Here is a 23,362-nt window from a genome sequence, read left to right as displayed (position 1 = left end):
GCCCGGGGGGTCCGCACGAGCGCGTGCGCCGCAGGGCGTGCGCCGGAAGGACGTGTCATGGCCGTCGTGACCATGCGCCAGCTGCTCGAGAGCGGTGTCCACTTCGGGCACCAGACCCGCCGCTGGAACCCCAAGATGAAGCGCTTCATCTTCACCGAGCGCAACGGCATCTACATCGTCGACCTCCAGCAGTCGCTGTCCTACATCGACCGGGCCTACGAGTTCGTCTCGCAGACGGTCGCCCACGGCGGCTCGATCCTGTTCGTCGGCACCAAGAAGCAGGCGCAGGAGCCCGTCGCCGAGCAGGCCGCGCGCGTCGGCATGCCCTACGTCAACCAGCGCTGGCTCGGCGGCATGCTCACCAACTTCTCGACGGTCCACAAGCGCCTGCAGCGCCTCAAGGAGCTCGAGCAGATCGACTTCGACGACGTCGCGGCCTCCGGCCTGACGAAGAAGGAGCTGCTCGTCCTGCGTCGCGAGAAGGACAAGCTCACGAAGACGCTCGGCGGCATCCGTGACATGGCCAAGGTCCCCTCGGCCGTGTGGATCGTCGACACCAACAAGGAGCACCTCGCGGTCGACGAGGCGCGCAAGCTCGGGATCCCGGTCGTCGCGATCCTCGACACCAACTGCGACCCCGACGTCGTCGACTACCCGATCCCGGGCAACGACGACGCCATCCGTGCCGTGCAGCTGCTGACCCGCGTGATCGCCGACGCGGTCGCCGACGGCACGCTCAAGCGCCACTCGGGCGGCGCGGCCGCGACGCAGGGCGCCGAGGCCGCGGCCGAGCCGCTCGCCGAGTGGGAGCGCGAGCTGCTCGCCGGCGCCGAGGCGGGCGCGCAGGACCCGGCGCTCGCGCCGGCCGCCGTCGAGGCCGCTGCCGCGCAGGCCGGCGACGCCGAGGCCCCCGCGGGCGAGGCCGCGCCGACCGAGTCGGCCGCCACCCCCGGTGCCGAGGCCGCGCCGGCCGTCGAGGCCGCCGCCGAGGCCGCCGAGGGCACCGAGCAGGCCTGACGCACGGCGCCCTCACGGGCGCCGGGCACCGACCCACGGGTGCGGCGCGGGACACCCCGCGCCGCACCCGGCATGCCGAGGACGATCGGCATGACGAGAACTCGAGGACGGATCGAACTGATGGCGAACTACTCGCTGGCCGACATCAAGGCGCTGCGCGAGCGCACCGGTGCCGGCATGATGGACGTCAAGAAGGCGCTCGAGGAGGCCGGCGGCGACGCCGACAAGGCGCTCGAGATCATCCGCGTCAAGGGCCTCAAGGGCGTGGGCAAGCGCGAGGGACGTGCGGCCTCCGACGGTCTCGTCGCGGCGCACGTCGGCCCGACCGCCGACGGCGAGGGCCAGACCGGCGTGCTCGTCGAGGTCAACTCCGAGACGGACTTCGTCGCCAAGAACCAGACCTTCATCTCGCTCGCCGACCGCGTGCTCGCGGCCGCCGTCGAGTCGGGTGCGGCCGACGCGGACGCGCTGCTCGCCGCCGAGTCGGACGGCACGCCCGTCCAGACCGTCGTCGACGAGACCGCCGCGACGCTCGGCGAGAAGATCGTCGTGCGCCGCGTCGCGCGTCTCGCGGGCGAGCACGTCGAGGTCTACCTGCACAAGGTCAACAAGGACCTGCCCCCGCAGGTCGGCGTCCTCGTCGCGACCGACGCGGCGGGTGCCGCCGTGGCGCGCGACGTCGCGACGCACATCGCGGCGTTCTCGCCGTCGTACCTGACGCGCGACGAGGTCCCCGCGGACGTCGTCGAGAACGAGCGTCGCATCGCCGAGGAGACGGCCCGCAACGAGGGCAAGCCCGAGGCCGCGCTCGCGAAGATCGTCGAGGGCCGCCTCAACGGCTTCTTCAAGGAGGCCGTCCTGCTGGACCAGGCCTTCGCGAAGGACAACAAGAAGACCGTCGGCCAGGTCGTCGCCGAGGCCGGCGGCACGGTGACGGGCTTCGTCCGCTACCGCGTGGGAGCCTGACCGCGTGACGTCGACGGTGGCCCCGGCCCGCGAGGGTCGGGGCCACCGCCGCACCGGGCGCCCGTGGACCGCCGGGCGACCCGCGTCGACCCAGCGGCCAGCGCGTCGCGACCGGCGCTCGAACCAGGTGGAGGACACGTGAGCCAGCAGCCGTCGACGACGCAGGACACCGCGGCGGGGGAGCCCCCCACCGCTCGGCGCGTGCTGCTCAAGCTCTCGGGCGAGAGCTTCGGCGGGGGTGCCGTCGGGCTCGCCGTGCCCGTGGTCCGGCGGATCGCCGAGGAGATCGGCGCGGCCGTCCGCGACGGCGTCCAGGTCGCGATCGTCGTCGGCGGCGGGAACTTCTTCCGCGGCGTCGAGCTCCAGGTCAGCGGCATGGACCGCGCCCGGGCCGACTACATGGGCATGCTCGGCACGGTCATGAACTGCCTCGCGCTCCAGGACTTCCTCGAGCAGGCCGGCGTCAGCACGCGCGTGCAGACGGCCATCACGATGGGCCAGGTCGCCGAGCCCTACATCCCGCTGCGGGCGATCCGCCACCTCGAGAAGGGCCGCGTCGTCATCTTCGGCGCCGGTGCGGGCCTGCCGTACTTCTCGACCGACACCGTCGCCGTGCAGCGCGCCCTGGAGACCCACTGCCAGGAGGTCCTCATGGGCAAGAACGGCGTCGACGGCGTGTACACCGCCGACCCGCGGCGCGACCCCGACGCCCGCAAGCTCGACCACCTGACGTACACCGAGGCGATCGTCAACGAGCTCGGCGTCATGGACACCTCGGCGCTGAGCCTGTGCCGCGACAACGACGTGCCGATGCGGGTCTTCGGGCTCGAGGAGGTCGGCAACGTCACGCGCGCCCTCACGGGTGAGAGGATCGGGACGCTCGTCACCGCGAGCTGACCGACAGCGCCCCACGCGAACGACGGCCCGGCGCCGTCCGAACCACATGAAGGAGCACCGGTGATCGACGACACACTCCTCGAGGCCGAGGAGAAGATGGACAAGGCCGTGGAGGTCGCGAAGGAGGACTTCGCCGCCATCCGCACGGGCCGCGCGAACGCCGCGATGTTCGCCAAGGTCTTCGTCGACTACTACGGCTCGCCGACGCCGCTGCAGCAGCTCGCGTCGTTCAACGTCGTCGAGGCGCGCACGATCCTGGTGTCGCCGTTCGACAAGTCGTCGATGTCGGCCATCGAGAAGGCCCTGCGCGACTCCGACCTCGGCGTGAACCCCACGAACGACGGCAGCGTCGTGCGCGTCGTCCTGCCCGCGCTCACCGCGGAGCGGCGCAAGGACTTCGTCAAGCTCGCCAAGTCCAAGGCCGAGGACGCCCGCATCTCGGTGCGGTCGGTGCGCCGGCGCGCCAAGGAGGAGCTCGACCGCATCGCGAAGGACGGCGAGGCCGGCGAGGACGAGGTCGCCCGCGCCGAGAAGGAGCTCGAGGCGCTGACGAAGAAGCACGTCGAGCTCGTGGACCAGCTGCTCGCCTCCAAGGAGAGCGAGCTGCTCGAGGTCTGATGACTCAGCTCGCTGCCCCGCGCAAGGCCGCGGCGGGCCGGAACCTCCCGGCCGCCGTCACGGTCGGCGTCCTGCTGCTCGTCGCCGTCGCGGCCTCGCTGTTCATCCGCAAGGAGGCGTTCGCCGTCTTCGCGGTGGTCGCCGTGGGTGCGGCCATGTGGGAGCTCGCGCAGGCGCTCACGCGTCGCTCGATCCACCTGCCGCTGGTGCCGCTCGTCGTCGGGTCGGCGGGGATCCTGGTCTCGGCGTACGTCGCCGGCACCGAGGCGCTCTTCGTGGCGTTCCTGCTGACGGTGGGCGGCGCCGTGGTGTGGCGGGTGCTCGACGGCAGCGGCGAGGCCGCGCTGCGCGACGCCTCGGCGGCGACCTTCGCGGCGGCGTACCTGCCGTTCCTCGGCGGCTTCGTCATGCTGATGCTCGCCGAGCCCGACGGTCCCGCCCGTGTCGCGCTGTTCATCCTGCTGGGCGTGGCGTGCGACACCGGTGGTTACGTCGTCGGCACGCTGCTCGGTCGCCACCCCCTGGCGCCGTCGGTGAGCCCCAAGAAGTCCTGGGAGGGCCTCGTCGGGTCCGTCGTGCTCACGAGCGTCGTCGGCGTCGTCGGCATCCAGACGGTCTTCCACGGCGACCCGCTCGTCGGGGCGCTCCTCGGCCTCGGCACCGTGGCGAGCGCGACGCTCGGCGACCTCGCCGAGTCCATGATCAAGCGCGACCTCGAGCTCAAGGACATGGGCAGCCTGCTGCCCGGCCACGGCGGCGTGCTCGACCGTCTCGACTCGCTCCTGCTCACGGCCCCGACGGTGTGGCTCCTGCTCTCGGTCCTCCAGCCGGCCGCCGGCTGACACCGCCCACCCACCGGAAGGAGGCGCCGCCGATGAACGCCGCGCCCGTGCGCCTGCAGCTCAGCGCCCCCACCCGCGGAGCGCGCGGCAAGCCGCCGCGCCACTTCGTCGACCTCACGCCCGACGAGCGGGTCGCCGCCGTCGCCGCCCTCGGCGAGAAGCCGTTCCGCGCCAAGCAGCTCGCGACGCACTACTTCACGCACCTCACGGCCGACGCCGCCGCGATGACCGACCTGCCGAAGGCGTCGCGCGACGTGCTCGTGGCCGACCTGTTCCCGCAGCTGCTGACCACCAGCCGCACGCTGTCGGCGGACCACGGCACGACGGTCAAGACGCTGTACCACCTGTTCGACGGCGCCAAGGTCGAGTCGGTGCTCATGCGGTACGCGAACCGCACGACCCTGTGCGTGTCGTCGCAGGCCGGGTGCGGCCTCGCGTGCTCGTTCTGCGCGACCGGCAAGATGGGGCTGCTGCGCAACCTGTCGACGGCCGAGATCGTCGAGCAGGTGCGCGAGGCGGCGCGCGCCCTCGCGGCGGGCGAGGTCCCCGGTGGCGAGACCCGGTTGAGCAACGTCGTCTTCATGGGCATGGGCGAGCCGCTCGCCAACTACAAGTCGGTGATGGCGACCGTGCGGCAGCTCGTGGCCCCTGCGCCCGACGGCTTCGGCATGTCGGCGCGGAACGTGACGGTCTCGACGGTGGGGCTCGTGCCGGCCATGGACAAGCTCGCCGGCGAGGGCATCCCCGTGACGCTCGCGCTGTCGCTGCACGCACCCGACGACGAGCTGCGCTCGGAGCTCGTGCCGGTCAACACGCGCTGGTCGGTCGACGAGGCGCTCGACTCGGCGCGCCGGTACTTCGACGCCACGGGGCGCCGCGTGTCGATCGAGTACGCGCTGATCCGCGACGTCAACGACCACGCGTGGCGCGCGGACCTGCTCGGCGAGAAGCTGCTCGCCCGCGGCGGCTCGGGGTGGGTGCACTGCAACCCGATCCCGTTGAACCCGACGCCGGGTTCGCGCTGGACGGCGAGCGATCCGCGGGTCGAGCAGGAGTTCGTGGCACGCTTGCGTGCGCACGGCATCCCGACGACGATCCGGGACACCCGTGGCAGCGACATCGACGGTGCGTGCGGTCAGCTCGCGGCGGAGGAGGACGAGTGAGCGACGGGATGTTCCGGACGGTGTCCGGCCTGCGCCGGGGGTACGACCCCGACGAGGTCGACGAGTTCTTCTCGCACGCACGGGCCGTCTACGAGCAGGGTCCCGCCGGCACGATGTCCGGTGCCGACGTGCGGACCGTCGCGTTCGACATGGTCCGCGGCGGGTACGTGACGGCGGCGGTCGACGCGGCGCTCGACCGGCTCGAGGCGGCGTTCGTCGCGCGGCACCGCGCGCAGTTCGTGGCCGACAACGGCCAGGACGCCTGGATGGCCCACCTCGGCACGCAGGCGCGCACGCTCTACGGCCGGCTCGGTCGGCCGGACGGCGACCGGTTCGCGCCGCCCGAGGGGCGTCGGCCCGGCTACGAGCCGGCCGACGTCGACGAGCTGTGCCACCGGCTGGTCGCGTACTTCGACACCGGCGCGCCGCTCGCGGCGGCCGAGGTGCGCTCGGCGACGTTCCGGCGCCGCAACGGGCGCAACGGCTACGCGGAGGGCCCGGTCGACGCGTTCGTCGCGCGTGCGGTCGAGGTCCTGCTCGGGGTCGAGTGAGCGGGTCGCGCCGGCCGGCGGGGGGTGACGGGATGACGCGCACGGTCGTCGTGCTGGGGTCGACGGGGTCGATCGGCACGCAGGCGCTCGACATCGTGGCGGCGAACCCCGACCGCTTCACCGTGACGGGTCTGTCGGCGGGCGGTGCCCAGGTGGACCTGCTGGTCGAGCAGGCGCTCGCGCACGCCGTGCCCGCGGTGGCCGTCGCGGACCGCGTCGCGGCGGCGAGGGTGCGGGAGGCGCTGCCGGGCGTGCGCGTGCTCGACGGGCCGGACGCCGCCGCCGAGCTCGCCGCGTCGGGCGCCGACGTGGTCCTCAACGGCATCACGGGGTCGGTCGGGCTGCTGCCGACGCTCGCGGCGCTGCGTGCCGGCAGCGCGCTCGCGCTGGCCAACAAGGAGTCCCTCGTCGTGGGCGGCTCGCTCGTGCACGACGCCGCCGTCCGGCCCGACCAGGTCGTCCCGGTCGACTCCGAGCACTCCGCGATCGCGCAGGCGCTGCGCTCGGGCACGGCCCGCGAGGTCCGTCGCCTGGTGCTCACGGCGTCGGGCGGCCCGTTCCGCGGGTGGTCCGCCGAGCAGGTCGCGGCGGCGACGCCGGAGCAGGCGCTCGCGCACCCGACGTGGTCGATGGGCCCGGTCGTGACGGTCAACTCGGCCAGCCTCATGAACAAGGGGCTCGAGCTCATCGAGGCCCACCTGCTGTTCGACGTGCCGGTCGCGGACATCGCGGTCGTGGTGCACCCGCAGTCGGTCGTGCACTCGATGGTCGAGTTCGTGGACGGGTCGACGATCGCGCAGGCGTCGCCGCCCGACATGCGGCTGCCGATCGCGCTGGGGCTCGCGTGGCCCGAGCGCGTGCCGGCAGCGGCCCGGCCGTGCGACTGGAGCGCGGCGACGTCCTGGACGTTCGAGCCGCTCGACGAGGACGTGTTCCCCGCGGTCGCGCTCGCGCGGGCTGCCGTGGCCGCGTCGGCCACCCACCCCGCGGTGTACAACGCCGCCAACGAGGAGGGCGTCGCGGCGTTCCTCGCCGGGCGCATCGGGTTCGGTCAGGTCGTGGCGACGGTCGCCCGGGTGCTCGACGAGCACGACGGCACGCCCCGCGACGCGCTCACGCTCGACGCGGTGCTCGACGCCGAGCGGTGGGCGCGCGCCCGCGCGCACGAGGTGCTGGCCGTCCGCTGACCGGTGCCCGCCGGTGAGGTCGCCCGTCGCGGCCGCTCATCCCCGGCTCGTGCGCGGGCGTGACGCCGGTTGCTCGGTCCGGTCGGACCAGGCCGCGCGCCACGCCGCTGCGGTCAGCATCGCGGTGGCCGCCGGTCCCGGCGGCCACGCGGGGGACCGGTGCCCGACCCAGGGGAGCCGCGTGAGCGCGCTGCTGGTGCCCGTCAGGAGGTCCGCGAGCGTGCGGCCGGCGAGGTTGGCGAGCGCCGTGCCGTCCTCGGCGTGCCCGTGCGTCCACGCCAGCCCCGCCGCCGGGTCGACCCCCACGGACGCGTACCCGTCGCGTGCGACGTCGAGCGGCCACCGCCACGCGTGCGTCACGGCGCGGGTGGCGAGAGACGGGAACAGGTCCACGAGGGCGGCGCGCAGGCGCGCGTGCGCGCCGGAGGGTGCGGGAGCGCCGGCGCGTGCGGTCAGCACGAGGCGGTCGTCCGCGCTGCGGTGGCCGTGGACGGCCCGGCGGGACGCCACCGAGAACGTCGTGCCGTGCGCCAGCCCGAGCTCGTGCCACACCGGGGCCGGGAGCGGCTCGGTCGCGATCGCGACGGCGTCGGTGGCGGCGCCCGCGCGGCCCGTGCCCGGGACCCCCGGGGGCGTCGCGCCGGTGGCGTGCACGACGTGCCGGCAGCGCACGGTGCCCTGGTCGGTCACGACTGCACGGGGCGACACCCGCAGCACGCGCGTGCGTTCCGCCACGCGGACGCCGCGCTGCTCGACCACGCGCGCGAGGCCGGTGGCGAGCGCGCGCGGCTGCACCCGCGCGGAGTCGGGGGTCCAGGCCGCGGTGCGCGTGCCGGCCGCCCGCAGGTGCGTGCCGGCCTCGTCGGCGTCGAGCGGCTCCACCTCGTCGTCCCAGCGCCGGGCGGACGCGACCGCCTCCGCCAGTCGTGCGGACTGCGCGGGGGTGCGCGCGAGCACGAGGTGACCGCCGTACGCGAAGTCGCAGGCGATCTCCTCGGCGGCCGTCACGCCACCCACCTCGACCACCGTGTCGCGCAGCGCCGCGCGGAGCTCGCGCGCGGCGGCCGCGCCGTAGCGGCTCGCGAGCGTCTCGGTCGCGACCGGGAACCGCGCGGCGCACCACCCGGTGGTCCGGCTGCTGGCGCCCTCCCCGACGGTCGACGCGTCGACGACGAGCACGTCGATCGCCGGGTCGGCCTCGAGCAGGTAGTACGCCGTCCAGAGACCCGTCGCGCCCGCGCCGACGACCACGACGTCCGCGGTCGTGTCACCGTCCAGCGACGCCCGGTGCCTGTCGGCGACCCGTCCGGCGCCGGCCGGGTCGCGGACGTCGGCCCACGGCGGCGTGGCCGCCGCCCTCACCGGTCGCACGTGCGGGGGCGGAGGGGTGCGGCGGGCTCGGGCGTCATGCGGCCGATCGTCGCGCGGCTGCGGACGCGGCACAAGGCGGGGTCCGCGCGTGCCCGCCCGGACCGCCCTCCGAGGTGCGGGTGCCGCTCCGCCGACCAGGCGACTTCCCAGCGGACGTCCAGGTCCGGGCCTCACCATGGGTGGGCGCAGACGTACGCTGTGCGCGCAGGGGCGGGCCGCCGGGTCCGCGGGAGGTGGTGTCGCGTGGAGGCCCTGGTCGGGGTGCTCGTGTTCGTCGTCGTGCTGCTCGCGTCGATCGCGCTGCACGAGGTGGGGCACATGGTGCCCGCCAAGCGGTTCGGCGTCCGGGTCAGCCAGTACATGGTCGGCTTCGGGCCGACGCTCTGGTCGCGCACGCGCGGCGAGACCGAGTACGGCGTCAAGGCGCTGCCGCTCGGCGGCTACGTCCGCCTCGTCGGCATGTACCCCACCGACGCCGCCGTGGGTGCGCGCGAGCCGCGCAACTGGTTCCAGCGCGTCGCGGCGGACGCGCGCGCCGCGAGCGCCGACGAGATCCACCCCGGTGAGGACCACCGCGCGTTCTACCGGCTGTCCACCCCCAAGAAGCTCGTCGTCATGCTCGGCGGGCCGGTGATGAACCTGTTCATCGCGGTCGTGCTGCTCGTCGTCGCCTACGTGGGCATCGGTGTGCCGACCGCGAGCACGACCGTCGCGACCGTGTCGCAGTGCATCGTCGCCGCCGACGCGCCCGCGGGCACGACGTGCGCCGACGACGACCCGGCCGCGCCGGCCGCGGCGGCGGGCCTCGAGCCGGGTGACCGCATCGTGTCCTACGACGGCGTCGCGGTGTCCTCGTGGGCGCAGGTCAGCGGTCTCATCCGGGACACGACGGACCGTGCCGTGCCGATCGTCGTCGAGCGCGACGGTCGCGAGGTCGAGCTGACCGCGACACCGGTCGTCGCGGACCGTCCCGTCGTCGACGACGACGGTCTCGTCGTGACCGACGCGGCCGGGAAGCCCGTCCTGCGGCCGGTCGGCTTCCTGGGGATCTCGCCCGCGAACGAGATCGAGCGCCAGCCGCTGGGGGAGGCGTTCGCGGTCGCCGCCGACGGCACGTGGCAGACCATGAAGGTGGTCGTGACCCTCCCGCAGCGCATCGTCGACCTCGTCTCGACGACCGTCTCCGGGGGCGAGCGCGACCAGACGTCGATCGTCGGCCCCGTCGGCATCGGCCGGTTCGCGGGCGAGATCGCGTCGATGGACTCCGAGCCCGTCGCGGTGCGCGCCGCGGGCCTGCTGTCGACGCTCGCGATGCTCAACCTCGCGCTGTTCGTGTTCAACCTGCTGCCGCTGCCGCCGCTGGACGGCGGTCACGTCGTGACCGCGCTGTGGGAGGGCGCGCGTCGGCAGGTCGCCCGCGTGCGGGGCGCGTCGCGGCCCCGACCGTCCGACTCGGCGCGGCTGGTCCCGCTCGCGTACACGGTGTTCGTGCTGCTGGGCGGCGTCGGGCTGCTGCTCGTGTACCTGGACATCGTCAACCCCGTCCGGCTCGGCTGAGCGGGCTCCTCGCCGAGCACGGGGCGCACCACGTGGACGTCCCGTGTCGGCCCCGTGCACGTGCTGCCGCACGGCACCGTACGACAGCGCCCGGGAGCCCGGGGGATGGGATGATGGACACGTGAGCACACCGATCAGCCTCGGCATGCCGCAGGCGCCAGTCCCCGTGCTGGCCCCGCGGCGCGCGTCCCGCAAGATCCGCGTCGGCAAGGTCGAGGTCGGCGGTGACGCCCCCGTCTCGGTCCAGTCGATGACGACGACCCCGACGACCGACGTCAACCGGACGCTCCAGCAGATCGCGGAGCTCACGGCCGCGGGCTGCGACATCGTGCGCGTCGCGGTGCCGAGCCAGGACGACGCCGAGGCGCTGCCGGCCATCGCACGCAAGTCCCAGATCCCCGTCATCGCGGACATCCACTTCCAGCCGAAGTACGTGTTCGCGGCCATCGACGCGGGCTGCGCCGCGGTGCGCGTCAACCCGGGCAACATCCGGAAGTTCGACGACCAGGTCAAGGAGATCGCGCAGGCGGCCACCGACGCGGGCGTCTCGATCCGCATCGGCGTCAACGCCGGTTCGCTCGACCCGCGCCTGCTCGCGAAGTACGGCAAGGCGACGCCCGAGGCGCTCGTCGAGTCCGCCGTGTGGGAGGCGTCGCTGTTCGAGGAGCACGGGTTCCGCGACTTCAAGATCAGCGTCAAGCACAACGACCCCGTGGTGATGGTCCGGGCCTACGAGCTGCTCGCCGAGCGCGGCGACTGGCCCCTGCACCTCGGCGTCACCGAGGCCGGCCCCGCGTTCCAGGGCACGATCAAGTCGGCGACGGCGTTCGGCGCGCTGCTGAGCAAGGGCATCGGCGACACCATCCGCGTGTCGCTGTCCGCGCCTCCGGTCGAGGAGGTCAAGGTCGGCATCCAGATCCTGCAGTCGCTCAACCTGCGCCCGCGCAAGCTGGAGATCGTGTCCTGCCCGTCGTGCGGTCGCGCGCAGGTCGACGTCTACACGCTCGCGGAGAAGGTCACGGCGGGACTCGAGGGCATGGAGGTGCCGCTGCGCGTGGCCGTCATGGGCTGCGTCGTCAACGGGCCGGGCGAGGCGCGCGAGGCCGACCTCGGCGTGGCGTCGGGCAACGGCAAGGGGCAGATCTTCGTCAAGGGCGAGGTCATCAAGACCGTGCCCGAGGCGATGATCGTCGAGACGCTCATCGAGGAGGCCATGCGCCTCGCCGAGACGATGGACCCGGTGGAGTCGGGCGACGGCTCGCCCGTCGTCACCGTCGGGTGACGACCCGCGGGTCGTGCGCGTGACCGTCGGCGACGGTGGGCCGGACGCCGCGCCGGGGTGTGACGTGGTGCACAATCAGGGCATGGTGGCTCCGCGCGCGACGGCGCTCGGCGGGCGGACCGGTGCGGTCGTGCTCGCGGACGCCGACGTGCCCGCGGCGCTCGCCGTGTGCGCGGTCGACCCCGTCGCGTCGGTGCTCGCCTCGAGCAGGCTCCTGCAGGCCGCGGAGCAGGGCGTGCGCCGCGCCGGCGGCGAGCTCTGGGGGTACGCCGAGGACGGTGCGCTGCACGCCGTCTGCTGGGTCGGCGCGAACCTCGTGCCGGTCCTCGGCACGTCCGACCCCGACGTCGTGTCGCGTGCGCTGACGGCGTTCGCCGACCTGGGTGCCGCACGCGGCCGACGCTGCTCGTCGATCGTGGGGGCCGCCGAGCCCGTGCTCGGGCTCTGGTCGCGGCTGCGTCGCTCCTGGCCGGCCGAGCGCGAGGTGCGGGCCCACCAGCCGTCGATGGTCCTCGACACCGACCCGCGCGTCGCCCCGGACCCGCGCGTGCGCCGCTCCCGGCCCGACGAGTACGACCTCGTGCTGCCCGCCTGCGTGCGGATGTTCACCGAGGAGGTCGGCTACTCGCCCGCCAGCGGCCCCGGCGGCCCGTACGAGGTGCGGGTGCGCCGGCTCGTCGAGGAGGGGCGCTCGTTCGTGCTCGTCGACCGCGGCACGTGGCGCCGCCCGCGGGTCGTGTTCAAGGCCGAGGTGCCCGCGGTCGCGCTGGGCGTCGCGCAGGTGCAGGGCGTGTGGGTGGAGCCCGAGCGACGCGGTGAGCGGCTCTCGGAGGGCGGCATGGCGGCGGTCGTCGAGGCGACGCGCGCCGACGTCGCGCCCGTCGTGTCGCTGTACGTCAACGGCTACAACACGCGCGCCGTGCGCGCCTACGAGGCCGTCGGGTTCCGCGAGGTCGGTGCCTTCGCGACCGTGCTGTTCTGACGCTTCGCTCCGTCGCGTCCGGCCGCACCCGTCTCACGGGCTGCGCCTTCAGGCGTCGCAGCTCCGCCGTCCGGGCGTGCGGACGACGGTCGGGCGCGTCCGCGGGCCGCGCGGTCAGCGCAGCAGGCGCGACATGCGCCGGTCCGCCAACGGCTTGCCGCCCGTCTGGCACGTGGGGCAGTACTGCAGCGACGAGTCCGCGAACGACACCTCGTGCACGGTGTCGCCGCACGGCGTCCCGTCCCACCCCGGGCACGGCTCGCCCGTGCGGCCGTGCACGCGCATCCCGCGCCGCTTGGCGTCCTTGAGCTCGGCCGCAGGGCGTCCCGACGCCGTCGCGACCGCCTCGGTGAGGACGGAGCGGATCGCGTCGTGGAGCGTCGCGGTGCGCGCCGCGTCGTACGACCGGGTCGGCGCGAACGGGCTCGTGCGTGCCACCAGCAGGATCTCGTCGGAGTAGGCGTTGCCGATGCCGGCGATGGTCCCCTGGTCGCGCAGCAGACCCTTGACCTGCTGGTTGCGCGCCGCGAGCAGCTCGGCCAGCCGCTCGCGCGTGAACGCGTCGGACAACGGCTCGACACCGAGCGTCGCGATCGGCGGCACGTCGCGCGGGTCGGCCACGACGTGCACCGCCAGCCGCTTGCGCGTCCCGGCCTCCGTCAGGTCGAAGCCCGCGCCGTCGTCGAACCCGACGCGCAGCGCGATCGGCGACTTGCCCGGCCGTGCGGGGCGCTCGGGCAGCGCGTCGTACCAGCGCAGCCAGCCCGCGCGCGCGAGGTGCCACACGAGGTGCAGCTCGCCGTCCGCAGGGGTGGCCACCGCGAGGTCGAGCCACTTGCCGTGGCGCTGCACGCCCGTCACGGTGCCGTCGCGCACCGCGGCCGGCGCGGGCCGGAACGTCTTGAGCGCGCTGATCGCGGCGACCTCGACACGCGTCACGACGCGTCCCACCGTGCGCTCACGCAGGTACTGCGCGAGCGCCTCCACCTCGGGCAGCTCCGGCACCCGGGCATCCTCCCACCGACGCGGCCGCCACGGACAGGGGCCAGGCGGGGGGGGCGGGCAGCGGTCGGCGCGTGCGTGCGGCGGCGGCGCGGCGCACTAGGCTCCTGGGCATGCTCCTGCGCATGTCCACGCTGTTCGTCCGCACGCTGCGTGAGGACCCCGCCGACGCCGAGGTGGCCAGCCACAAGCTGCTCGTGCGCGCGGGGTACATCCGCCGCGCCGCCCCCGGCATCTACACCTGGCTCCCGCTGGGCCTGCGCGTGCTCGCGAAGGTCGAGCAGGTCGTCCGCGAGGAGATGGCGGCGATCGGCGCGCAGGAGGTGCACTTCCCGGCGCTGCTGCCCAAGGAGCCGTACGAGGCGACGGGACGCTGGGAGGAGTACGGCCCGAACATCTTCCGGCTCAAGGACCGGCGCGGCGGCGACTACCTGCTCGCGCCGACGCACGAGGAGATGTTCACGCTCCTGGTCAAGGACCTGTACTCGTCGTACAAGGACCTGCCCCTCGCGCTCTACCAGATCCAGACGAAGTACCGCGACGAGGCACGTCCGCGCGCCGGTCTCATCCGCGGGCGCGAGTTCGTCATGAAGGACGCGTACTCGTTCGACGTCGACGACGCCGGCCTGGCCGCGTCCTACGAGGCGCAGCGGGGCGCGTACCAGCGGATCTTCGAGCGGCTCGGGCTCGAGTACGTCATCGTCGCGGCCACGTCGGGCGCGATGGGCGGCTCGCGGTCGGAGGAGTTCCTCACGCCGACGGCCATCGGCGAGGACACGTTCGTGCGCTCGCCCGGCGGGTACGCCGCGAACGTCGAGGCCGTGACGACCGTCGTCCCGGACGCGCTCGACTGGTCCGACACGCCCGCCGCGCACGTCGAGGACACGCCGGACACGCCCACGATCGACTCGCTCGTCGCGCTCGCGAACGAGCGGTTCCCGCGCCCCGACCGCGCCTGGACCGCCGCTGACACGCTCAAGAACGTCGTGCTGGCGCTCGTGCACCCCACGGGCGAGCGTGAGCTGCTCGTCGTCGGCCTGCCCGGCGACCGCGAGGTCGACCTCAAGCGACTCGAGGCCGCCGTCGCACCCGCCGAGGTCGAGCCCGCCGGGGACGCCGACTTCGCGGCGCACCCCGAGCTCGTCCGCGGCTACATCGGCCCGCGCGCGCTCGGCCCGAACGTGCCCGTCGCCGAGGGCGCCGAGCGCACGGCCGTGCGGTACCTGCTCGACCCGCGCGTCGTGCCCGGCACGCGGTGGATCACCGGCGCCGACGCCGCCGGCCGCCACGTGTTCGACCTCGTCGCCGGCCGCGACTTCACGGCCGACGGCACAGTCGAGGCCGCCGAGGTCCGCGCGGGCGACCCGGCGCCCGACGGGTCGGGTCCGCTCGAGCTCGCACGGGGCATCGAGATCGGCCACATCTTCCAGCTCGGGCGCAAGTACGCCGAGGCGCTCGGCCTCACGGTGCTCGACCAGAACGGCAAGTCGCAGGTCGTCACCATGGGGTCGTACGGCATCGGCGTCACGCGCGTGCTCGCGGCGCTCGCCGAGGCGAACCACGACGAGCGCGGCCTCGCGTGGCCGGCCGACGTCGCGCCCGCGCACGTGCACGTCGTCGCGACCGGCAAGGACGAGGCCGTGTTCGAGGCCGCGTCGTCGCTCGCCGAGACGCTCGCCGCGCGCGGCGTCGAGGTGCTCTACGACGACCGCCCCAAGGTCTCGCCGGGCGTCAAGTTCGCCGACGCGGAGCTGCTCGGCGTGCCGCTCGTGGTCGTGGTCGGCCGTGGCCTGGCCGACGGCGTCGTCGAGGTCCGCCCGCGGGCGGGCGGCACGGCGGAGCAGGTGCCGGTGGGCACCGCCGCCGACCGGGTCGCCGAGCTCGTGGACGAGCTGCTCGCCGGCTGAGCCCGGCACCGTCACCGCACGAGGGGTGCCCGCGTCGAGCGGGTGCCCCTCGGCGTCGTCGTGACCGCGCGCCGGGTGCGTTCGGCGGGTCCGTCAGCCGACGGGCGCCGTCGCGAGCTCGGCCATGCCGGGGAACGGCACGACCGCCGCACCCGCGGCCGTCGCCGCGCTCGTCGCCTCGCGCAGGCAGGTGAGCGCGTCGCCGCGCGCGCCGGGCGCCGCCCTCGCGACGGCCGCGGCGCACGCGTCTGCGACGGCCTGCTCGAGCGTGCGGGGCAGCGCGTCGGCGACCGCCGGGTCGTCGAGCGCCGCGGGCAGCGCGTAGGCGGCGCGCCGCGGGTCGGTCGGGCGTCCCGCGACGCCGGCCGCCGTGGCCCACCGGTCCGAGGCCGCCTCGTGGCGTGCCGCGGCGGCGAGCAGCGCCGCGCGTCGGTCGTCCGCCGAGCGTGCCGCGAGCACCGTGAACGTCCACGCGGCCTCGTCGTGCGCGAGCGCGACGGCGGCGGCCTCCGGGGCGCCGTCGGGCGCCGGTGAGGTCGCGTCGTCGGGAGCGTCGGTGGTCGGCGCGGACGCGTCAGGTGCGGCGGCGGGCTCCGCGTCGTCGTCCGTCGCGGGCGCGCGGTCGGGGCGGGGGAGCCCGGCCGCGGCCGCGAGCCGGTCGGTGAGCGCGTCCCGCGCGACCGCGACCGACCCGACCAGGCGCGCCAGCGCGCCGTCCGGGACCGCGTCGGCGTCCCGCGTCGCGGCGTCGGCGTCGGCCGACAGCGCCGTCAGCAGGGTCGCGACGTCCTCGGGGAGCTCAGGCGCCGGGGTGGGCGTCGCGGTGGGCGACGGATCCGGCAGCCCCGACTCGTACACGCCGCCGAGCTCCTCGGCGTGCCGCGTCGAGAAGGCGGCGACGTCGTCGAGCACGGGCCGCACGGCCTCGTCGACGCCCTGCGCCGAGAGCGCCGCGGCCGCCGAGACCAGTGCGAGCGCGTCGCCGACGGTGCGCGCGCGGACCTGCTCGGTCGCATCGGGCGTGGGCTCGGCCGGCGGCGGCGTCTCGAGGCGCAGGCCGCACCCGGCCAGCACGAGTGCGCCGGCGAGCAGCAGCGCGGCGGCGCGGGTCGGGCGGGCCGCGCGGGCGCGGTGCCGCGGCGCGGACGGGGCGGGGGCGGACGGGTGCATCGGGCGCGATCCTGCCACGTGACGCCGTGACCGACGCGGCACCGGTGCGCGTCGGCCACGCGCGTCGGGAGTCGTTAGGCTGGTGGGACAACGTCACAGGGTCGCCGCCTGCGCCCCGCAGCAGGAGAGCCGACAGGAGGCCGCGTCATGGTCGCGCCAGGAACCGCACCGCGTGTGCGGGAGGTCGTCGAGGCCGCCGTGACCGGGGCAGGTCTGCTGCTCGACGACCTCGAGGTCGCCCGCAGCGGCGGTCGCACGGTCGTCCGCGTGGTCGTGGACCTCGCCGAGGACGACCCCGGCGCGCTCGACCTGGACCGGGTGGGTGACGTCACGCAGGTGGTGTCGGACGCGCTCGACGCGGTCGACGTCGTGCCCGGCGTGTACACGCTCGAGGTCGGCAGCCCCGGTGCCGAGCGGCCGCTCACGGCCGCGCGCCACTGGCGCCGCGCGCTGGGGCGCACGGTCGTCGTGCGCACGGTCGACGGGCGCACCGTGACCGGGCGGCTCGACGACGTCGCCGCGGGCGACGCGCCCGCGGTCGTCGTGGTCCCGGTGACGGTGCCCGGCAAGGGCCGCACGCCCGTCGAGGGTGCGCCCGTGACGTTGGCATGGCAGGACGTGCGCGACGCACGTGTGCAGGTGGACCTCGCCGCGGTGCGCGACGACGAGTCCGACGAGGACGCCGGCCGGCACGACGCCGGCGCAGTGAGGGGCTGACGTGGACATCGACATGCAGGCGCTGCGACTCATCGAGCGCGAGCGCGAGATCAGCCTCGACGTGCTGGTGGAGGCGATCGAGCAGGCGCTGCTCTCGGCCTACCACCGCACGCCCGGTGCGCAGCAGCGGGCGCGCGTCGAGGTGGACCGCCGCACGGGGCACGTGACCGTGTGGGCGCGCGACCCGCGCGACCCCGACGCGCCCGAGGACGCCCCCGAGCCGCCCGAGTACGAGGACACGCCCGCGGGCTTCGGGCGCATCGCGACGTCCACCGCGCGCCAGGTCATCGTCCAGCGGCTGCGCGACGCCGAGGACGACCAGGTGCTCGGGCAGTTCCGGGGCAAGGCGGGCGAGGTGCTCGGCGGCGTCATCCAGCAGGGGCGCGACCCGCGCACGGTCCTCGTGGACGTCGGCGGGGTCGAGGCCGTGCTGCCGCAGCACGAGCAGGTGCCCGGTGAGCGCTACGTGCACGGCGAGCGGCTGCGCGGCTTCGTGCTCGACGTCGCGCGCGGGCCCCGCGGGCCGCAGATCACGCTGTCCCGCACGCACCCCAACCTCGTGCGCAAGCTGTTCGCGCTCGAGGTCCCCGAGATCGCGGACGGCACCGTGGAGATCACGGCGATGGCGCGTGAGGCCGGCCACCGCACCAAGATGGCCGTCCGGGCCAACGTCGCCGGCGTCAACGCCAAGGGCGCGTGCATCGGCCCCATGGGCGGCCGCGTGCGCGCCGTCATGGCCGAGCTGCACGGCGAGAAGATCGACATCGTCGACCACTCCGACGACCCCGCCGAGATGATCGCGCACGCGCTGTCGCCGGCACGTGTGCTCGACGTCACGGTCGTGGACCGGGACGCGAAGGCGGCACGCGTCGTCGTCCCCGACTACCAGCTGTCGCTCGCGATCGGCAAGGAGGGGCAGAACGCCCGTCTCGCGGCCAAGCTCACCGGCTGGCGGATCGACATCCGGTCCGACGCCGAGACGCCCGCCGCGGGGGCCGACGCGCCGTCCGACGGCCCGGCCGCGGGGGCGCCCGGTCACGTCCGGTGACCCGGCGCGGTAGACTCTCCGAGGCTGGGCCGGACGCCCGGCACTCCTCGCCGTCCAGGCGGACCCCAGATCCCGCACCTGCCGTGCCCGAACCGGGGCCTGTCCGCACGTGCGTGGGGTGCCGAGAGACCGGCCCCAGGTCGGTCCTGCTGAGGGTGGTGCTGGCCGACGCCGGGACGGGTACGCCCGTGCTGGTCGTCGACGAGCGTCGCCGGATGCCGGGCCGGGGTGCGTGGCTGCACCCCGACCAGCGGTGCCTCGAGCTCGCCGTGAAGCGGCGGGCGTTCGGACGCGCGTTGCGCAACCCGGGCCCCTGGGGAACCGAGGACGTGGCACGCGCCGTCGCGCGGGCCACGGAGCAGGACCAGCCACAGCAAAGCACCACGGTGCCGGGGACCGACCCCGGTGCCGACCGTCGACAGGGAAGCGGGTTGGAAGCCGATGGCGACCCGATGAGCACGCACCGATGAGTACCCAGCGATGAGTACCCGGCACTAACGACGGTCCACCCTGTCCGGGGCGGACCAGGACAGGAGAGATGTGGCCAAGGTCCGCGTCTACGAGCTCGCCAAGGAGCTCGGAGTCGACAGCAAGACCCTCATGACCAAGCTGAACGAGCTCGGTGAGTTCGTCCGCTCGGCGTCCTCGACGATCGAGCCGCCCGTGGTGCGCAAGCTGCGCGACACGTACCCCGCCGCCGGCGGTGGACGTGGCGGCTCGTCGCGCCCGGCCGCGCCCAAGCCCGCCGCGGCGACGCCCGCGCCGGCACGCCCCGCGGCACCGGCGGCCCCCGCGCCCGAGGCACCGGCTGCGCCGGCCCCGGCCGCTCCCGCGGCGCCCGCTCCGGCGGCTCCCGCTCCGGCGGCGCCCGACGCCCAGGCGCCCGCCGCGGCCGCCCCGGCGCCGGCGCCCGCCGCTCGACCCGCCCCGGCCACGCCGGGTGCGCGTCCCGCGCCGCAGGCGCCCGCCGCGCGTCCCGGGGCGTCGCGTCCCGCGCAGGGCGGCGGTGCCTCCGGCGGCGCCCGCCCGGGTGCGCCGCGTCCCGCGGCACGCCCCGGCAACAACCCGTTCGCGCCGTCGCAGGGCATGCCCCGCGGCGGGGACCGCTCCGGCGGCCCGCGCCCCGGTGGCCCGCGCCCGGGCAACAACCCGTTCGCGTCCTCGCAGGGCATGCCGCGTCCCGGTGACCGGCGTCCCGCCGAGGGTGCACCGGCCGCGGCCGCGGGCGAGCGTCCCGGCGGTCCCCGTCCGGGCGGTCCGCGTCCCGGCGGTCCGCGCCCCAACCCGGGCATGATGCCCGGCCGCACCCAGAGCGGTGTCGGTCGCCCCGGTGAGCGCCCCGCGGGCGCCGGCCGCGGTGGTCCCGGCGGCGGTCGTGGTGGCTTCGGCGGCGGCGGTCGTCCCGGTGGCGCCCCCGGCGGCGGTGGCGGCTTCGCCGGCCGTCCCGGTGGCGGCGGTCGTCCCGGCGGCGCCGGTCGCGGCTCGACGCAGGGCGCGTTCGGTCGCGCGGGCGGTCGCCCCGTCCGCGGGCGGAAGTCGAAGCGGGCGAAGCGCCAGGAGTTCGAGGCCATGCAGGCCCCGTCGCTCGGTGGCGTCAGCGTCCCGCGCGGCAACGGCAAGACCGTCATCCGCCTGCGTCACGGCTCGTCGCTCAACGACTTCGCCGACAAGATCGACGCGAACCCCGCCGCGCTCGTCACGGTGCTGTTCCACCTCGGTGAGATGGCGACCGCGACGCAGTCGCTCGACGAGGACACGTTCGGCACGCTCGCGGCCGAGCTCGGCTACGTCATCGAGATGGTGTCGGCCGAGGAGGAGGACCGCGAGCTGCTCGGGTCCTTCGACATCGACCTCGACGCCGAGCTCGAGGCCGAGGGCGACGAGGACCTCGCACCGCGACCCCCCGTGGTCACGGTCATGGGTCACGTCGACCACGGAAAGACCAAGCTCCTCGACGCCATCCGGTCCACGGACGTCGTCGCGGGCGAGGCCGGCGGCATCACGCAGCACATCGGCGCCTACCAGGTGCGCGCCGCGCACGAGGGCCAGGAGCGGGCCATCACGTTCATCGACACCCCGGGTCACGAGGCGTTCACCGCCATGCGTGCCCGTGGTGCGCAGGTCACGGACATCGCGATCCTCGTGGTCGCGGCGGACGACGGCGTGATGCCCCAGACCATCGAGGCCCTCAACCACGCGCAGGCGGCCAACGTGCCGATCGTCGTGGCGGTCAACAAGGTGGACAAGGAGTCGGCCAACCCCGACAAGATCCGCCAGCAGCTGACCGAGTACAACCTCGTGGCCGAGGAGTACGGCGGCGACACGATGTTCGTCAACGTCTCGGCGAAGCAGCGCATGGGCATCGACGAGCTGCTCGAGGCCGTCCTGCTCACCGCCGACGCGTCGCTCGACCTGCGGGCCAACCCCGACAAGGACGCGCGAGGCGTCGCCATCGAGGCGAACCTCGACAAGGGCCGCGGTGCGGTCGCGACCGTCCTGGTCCAGTCCGGCACGCTGCACGTCGGTGACGCGATCGTCGCCGGCACGGCCCACGGCCGTGTCCGCGCGATGTTCGACGAGCACGGCGAGACCGTCACCGAGGCGGGCCCGGCACGTCCGGTCCAGGTCCTGGGTCTCGCGTCGGTGCCGAGCGCGGGCGACACGTTCCTCGTGGCGCCCGACGAGCGGACCGCACGGCAGATCGCCGAGAAGCGCGAGGCGGCCGAGCGTGCCGCCCTCCTGGCCAAGCGTCGCAAGCGCATCAGCCTCGAGGACTTCACGCAGGCGCTCCAGCAGGGCAAGGTCGAGACCCTCAACCTCGTCCTCAAGGGCGACGTCTCGGGTGCCGTCGAGGCCCTCGAGGACGCGCTGCTCAAGATCGACGTCGGCGACGAGGTCGACCTGCGCGTCATCCACCGCGGTGTGGGTGCCATCACGCAGAACGACGTCAACCTCGCCACGGTCGACAACGCGATCATCATCGGCTTCAACGTGAAGTTCGCGGAGCGCGTCGAGGAGCTGGCCGACCGCGAGGGCGTCGACGTGCGCTTCTACTCGGTCATCTACCAGGCGATCGACGACGTCGAGGCGGCCCTCAAGGGCATGCTCAAGCCGGAGTACGAGGAGGTGCAGCTCGGTACCGCCGAGGTGCGCGAGGTGTTCCGCTCCTCCAAGTTCGGCAACATCGCCGGTTCGCTCGTCCGCTCGGGCGAGATCCGTCGCAACACCAAGGCGCGCGTCCTGCGCGGCGGCAAGGTCGTGGGGGACAACCTCACCATCGAGTCGCTCAAGCGGTTCAAGGACGACGCGACCGAGGTCCGCGAGGGCTTCGAGTGCGGTATCGGTCTCGGGTCGTTCAACGACCTGCAGGTCGACGACGTCATCGAGACGTGGGAGATGCGGGAGAAGCCGCGCAGCTGACGTCAGTCGGTTCATCTCCGGACGACCTCCGGGAGGGGGTGGCGGGCCTACCGCGGGCCTGGCGGCCCGTGCCAGGCCCACCACGGCCCGCCACCCCCTCCCTCCGGTCGTCCTCGTACGTCAGTCGCCCCATCCGCGCGGTGGGGGAGAAGGTCTAGGGAAGGACGGCGGACATGGCTGACACAGGACGGGCGCGCAAGCTCGCGGAGCGGATCCAGCAGGTCGTCGCGCAGATGATCGACACGCGCGTGAAGGACCCGCGGCTCGGGTTCGTGACGGTGACCGACGTGCGCGTCACCGGCGACCTGCAGCACGCGGACGTGTACTACACCGTGCTCGGGGACGACGAGGCGCGTGACGGCTCCGCGAAGGCGCTCGAGAGCGCCAAGGGCCTGATCCGCTCCGAGGTCGGCAAGCAGACGGGCATCCGCCTGACGCCGACGCTCGCGTTCCACCTCGACGCGGTCCCCGAGACCGCGGCGCACCTCGAGGAGGCGCTGTCCGAGGCGGCCCGTCGGGACGCCGAGGTCGCGCGGCTCGCCGCGGGTGCGCGCTACGCCGGCGACGAGGACCCGTACCGCCGCGCCGACGACGACACCGAGGAGTGAGCCGACCCGAGCGGGCGGCCCGCCCGCCCGCCGGGCCGCGCCGTCCCACGGCGGACGACGGCGTGCTCGTCGTCGACAAGCCCGCCGGCTGGACGAGCCACGACGTCGTCGCGCGCGTGCGACGGCTCGCGTCGACGCGCAAGGTCGGGCACGCCGGCACGCTCGACCCCATGGCGACGGGCGTGCTCGTCGTCGGGATCGGCCGTGCGACGCGGCTGCTCACCTACGTGACGGGCGCGGACAAGGACTACACCGCGACGGTGCGCCTCGGCGTCGCCACGACGACCGACGACGCCGAGGGCGAGACCCTCGCCGTCCACGGCGCGTCCGCGCTCACGCGGGACGACCTCGTGGCGCCCGTCGCGGCGCTCACGGGCGACATCCAGCAGGTGCCGAGCAGCGTGTCCGCGATCAAGGTCGACGGGCAGCGCGCCTACGCGCGCGTCCGCTCCGGCGAGGACGTCGAGCTCGCGGCGCGCCCCGTGCACGTCGCACGGCTCGACGTGCTCGACGTGCGGGCGGCCGCCGTGGACGGCGTGAGCGTGCTCGACGTCGACGTCGCGGTCACGTGCTCGTCGGGCACGTACGTGCGGGCGCTCGCGCGGGACCTGGGCGCGGCCCTGGGTGTCGGCGGGCACCTCACGGCCCTGCGCCGCACGCGCGTCGCCGGGTACGGGATCGCCGACGCGCGCACGCTCGACGAGCTCGCCGCGACCCCGGAGGACCGTCCCGTGACCGTGCTGCCGCTCGCGGACGCCGCGCGCGCCGCGCTGCCCGCGCGGGAGCTCGACGACGCCGACGCGCGCGCGCTGTCGTACGGGCAGGGGATCGCGCCGGGCGACGCCCCCGCCGGCCCCCTCGCCGCGATCGGCCCGGACGGCACGCTGGTCGCGGTCGTCGAGCGACGCGGGCCGCGGCTGCGTCCCGTGGTGGTGTTCTCGCCCGCCGCGACCTGACACGCGACGACGCTTCCGCCGCGGGCGGGTGCCGGGCTCTTCCGGATCGTCCGGTTCACCCCTACCCTGGCTCGCACGACGAGCGCGGCCCACACCGAGGT

The 23,362-nt window shown here is 74.9% G+C and carries 21 protein-coding genes; 18 read left to right on the top strand and 3 right to left on the bottom strand.

The window, feature by feature from the left end; translation table 11 throughout:
• The first annotated feature begins 57 nt into the window (after positions 1–57).
• The 8 genes from rpsB (at position 58) to dxr (ending at position 7,241) form a co-directional block, all read left to right on the top strand.
• The gene (gene rpsB / locus E4A51_RS04335) at positions 58–1,017 is read left to right on the top strand and encodes a 30S ribosomal protein S2 (protein ID WP_046528104.1); all 960 of its coding nucleotides are present in this window, start codon (positions 58–60) and stop codon (positions 1,015–1,017) included.
• A 120-nt stretch (positions 1,018–1,137) separates the two neighbouring features.
• A complete protein-coding gene (tsf, locus tag E4A51_RS04330; protein ID WP_070320608.1) occupies positions 1,138–1,983 on the top strand; it encodes a translation elongation factor Ts in 846 nt (281 codons plus the stop codon).
• Between the two features lie 138 nt (positions 1,984–2,121).
• Entirely contained in the window at positions 2,122–2,880 is a 759-nt protein-coding gene (gene pyrH, locus E4A51_RS04325; RefSeq protein ID WP_046528106.1) for a UMP kinase, read from the top strand.
• A gap of 60 nt (positions 2,881–2,940) precedes the next feature.
• Positions 2,941–3,498 carry a ribosome recycling factor gene (gene frr / locus E4A51_RS04320; protein WP_046528107.1) on the top strand — a complete coding sequence of 186 codons (558 nt, stop codon included), beginning with the start codon at positions 2,941–2,943 and terminating at the stop codon, positions 3,496–3,498.
• Complete coding sequence (locus E4A51_RS04315; RefSeq protein ID WP_070320607.1) at positions 3,498–4,340, top strand: phosphatidate cytidylyltransferase; 843 nt, start codon at positions 3,498–3,500, stop codon at positions 4,338–4,340. The genes frr and E4A51_RS04315 overlap by 1 nt, the downstream gene beginning before the upstream one ends.
• A gap of 32 nt (positions 4,341–4,372) precedes the next feature.
• Positions 4,373–5,503, top strand: a complete 1,131-nt coding sequence (gene rlmN, locus E4A51_RS04310; RefSeq protein WP_046528109.1) for a 23S rRNA (adenine(2503)-C(2))-methyltransferase RlmN — start codon at positions 4,373–4,375, stop codon at positions 5,501–5,503.
• A complete protein-coding gene (locus E4A51_RS04305; RefSeq protein WP_134850973.1) occupies positions 5,500–6,054 on the top strand; it encodes a DivIVA domain-containing protein in 555 nt (184 codons plus the stop codon). The genes rlmN and E4A51_RS04305 overlap by 4 nt, the downstream gene beginning before the upstream one ends.
• A 32-nt stretch (positions 6,055–6,086) precedes the next feature.
• A complete protein-coding gene (dxr, locus tag E4A51_RS04300; protein WP_134850972.1) occupies positions 6,087–7,241 on the top strand; it encodes a 1-deoxy-D-xylulose-5-phosphate reductoisomerase in 1,155 nt (384 codons plus the stop codon).
• Between the two features lie 36 nt (positions 7,242–7,277).
• On the opposite strand, the gene E4A51_RS04295 is transcribed toward dxr, so the two are convergent.
• The gene (locus E4A51_RS04295) at positions 7,278–8,603 is read right to left on the bottom strand and encodes an FAD-binding oxidoreductase (RefSeq protein ID WP_240696376.1); all 1,326 of its coding nucleotides are present in this window, start codon (positions 8,601–8,603) and stop codon (positions 7,278–7,280) included.
• Between the two features lie 252 nt (positions 8,604–8,855).
• On the opposite strand from E4A51_RS04295, the gene E4A51_RS04290 reads away from it, so the two are divergent.
• From E4A51_RS04290 to E4A51_RS04280, 3 genes are all read left to right on the top strand, one after another.
• The gene (locus tag E4A51_RS04290) at positions 8,856–10,169 is read left to right on the top strand and encodes an RIP metalloprotease (protein ID WP_046528113.1); all 1,314 of its coding nucleotides are present in this window, start codon (positions 8,856–8,858) and stop codon (positions 10,167–10,169) included.
• A 145-nt stretch (positions 10,170–10,314) separates the two neighbouring features.
• Positions 10,315–11,451, top strand: a complete 1,137-nt coding sequence (gene ispG, locus E4A51_RS04285; RefSeq protein ID WP_174524314.1) for a flavodoxin-dependent (E)-4-hydroxy-3-methylbut-2-enyl-diphosphate synthase — start codon at positions 10,315–10,317, stop codon at positions 11,449–11,451.
• An 82-nt stretch (positions 11,452–11,533) separates the two neighbouring features.
• Positions 11,534–12,433: a DUF4081 domain-containing GNAT family N-acetyltransferase gene (locus tag E4A51_RS04280; protein WP_134850970.1), complete on the top strand. Its 900-nt coding sequence runs from the start codon at positions 11,534–11,536 to the stop codon at positions 12,431–12,433.
• A 114-nt stretch (positions 12,434–12,547) separates the two neighbouring features.
• Here E4A51_RS04280 and E4A51_RS04275 read toward each other — a convergent pair whose 3' ends face one another.
• Positions 12,548–13,438 carry an Fpg/Nei family DNA glycosylase gene (locus E4A51_RS04275; protein ID WP_134850969.1) on the bottom strand — a complete coding sequence of 297 codons (891 nt, stop codon included), beginning with the start codon at positions 13,436–13,438 and terminating at the stop codon, positions 12,548–12,550.
• 110 nt (positions 13,439–13,548) lie between these two features.
• Between E4A51_RS04275 and E4A51_RS04270 the strand changes: the two genes are divergently transcribed.
• A complete protein-coding gene (locus tag E4A51_RS04270; RefSeq protein ID WP_070320603.1) occupies positions 13,549–15,342 on the top strand; it encodes a proline--tRNA ligase in 1,794 nt (597 codons plus the stop codon).
• Positions 15,343–15,435: 93 nt separating this feature from the next.
• Here the strand turns inward: E4A51_RS04270 and E4A51_RS04265 are convergent, their stop codons facing one another.
• Entirely contained in the window at positions 15,436–16,512 is a 1,077-nt protein-coding gene (locus E4A51_RS04265) for a DUF4439 domain-containing protein (protein ID WP_134850968.1), read from the bottom strand.
• A 147-nt stretch (positions 16,513–16,659) separates the two neighbouring features.
• Between E4A51_RS04265 and rimP the strand changes: the two genes are divergently transcribed.
• From rimP to truB, 6 genes are all read left to right on the top strand, one after another.
• A complete protein-coding gene (gene rimP / locus E4A51_RS04260) occupies positions 16,660–17,229 on the top strand; it encodes a ribosome maturation factor RimP (RefSeq protein ID WP_134850967.1) in 570 nt (189 codons plus the stop codon).
• Between the two features lies 1 nt (position 17,230).
• Positions 17,231–18,277 (top strand): transcription termination factor NusA, encoded by a 1,047-nt coding sequence (gene nusA, locus E4A51_RS04255; protein ID WP_046528120.1) that lies wholly within the window; start codon positions 17,231–17,233, stop codon positions 18,275–18,277.
• A gap of 155 nt (positions 18,278–18,432) precedes the next feature.
• The gene (locus tag E4A51_RS04250; RefSeq protein WP_370297470.1) at positions 18,433–18,747 is read left to right on the top strand and encodes a YlxR family protein; all 315 of its coding nucleotides are present in this window, start codon (positions 18,433–18,435) and stop codon (positions 18,745–18,747) included.
• 70 nt (positions 18,748–18,817) lie between these two features.
• Positions 18,818–21,697, top strand: coding sequence for a translation initiation factor IF-2 (gene infB / locus E4A51_RS04245; protein ID WP_134850965.1), 2,880 nt, complete (start codon positions 18,818–18,820; stop codon positions 21,695–21,697).
• 173 nt (positions 21,698–21,870) lie between these two features.
• Entirely contained in the window at positions 21,871–22,305 is a 435-nt protein-coding gene (gene rbfA / locus E4A51_RS04240; RefSeq protein ID WP_046528123.1) for a 30S ribosome-binding factor RbfA, read from the top strand.
• Positions 22,302–23,261, top strand: coding sequence for a tRNA pseudouridine(55) synthase TruB (gene truB / locus E4A51_RS04235; RefSeq protein WP_134850964.1), 960 nt, complete (start codon positions 22,302–22,304; stop codon positions 23,259–23,261). The genes rbfA and truB overlap by 4 nt, the downstream gene beginning before the upstream one ends.
• The last annotated feature ends 101 nt before the right edge of the window (positions 23,262–23,362 follow it).

It is taken from the genome of Cellulomonas sp. HD19AZ1 (genome assembly GCF_004535805.1).
GTDB classification, from domain to species: Bacteria; Actinomycetota; Actinomycetes; order Actinomycetales; family Cellulomonadaceae; genus Cellulomonas; species Cellulomonas iranensis.
This window is presented reverse-complemented; position numbering and strand designations above follow the sequence as displayed.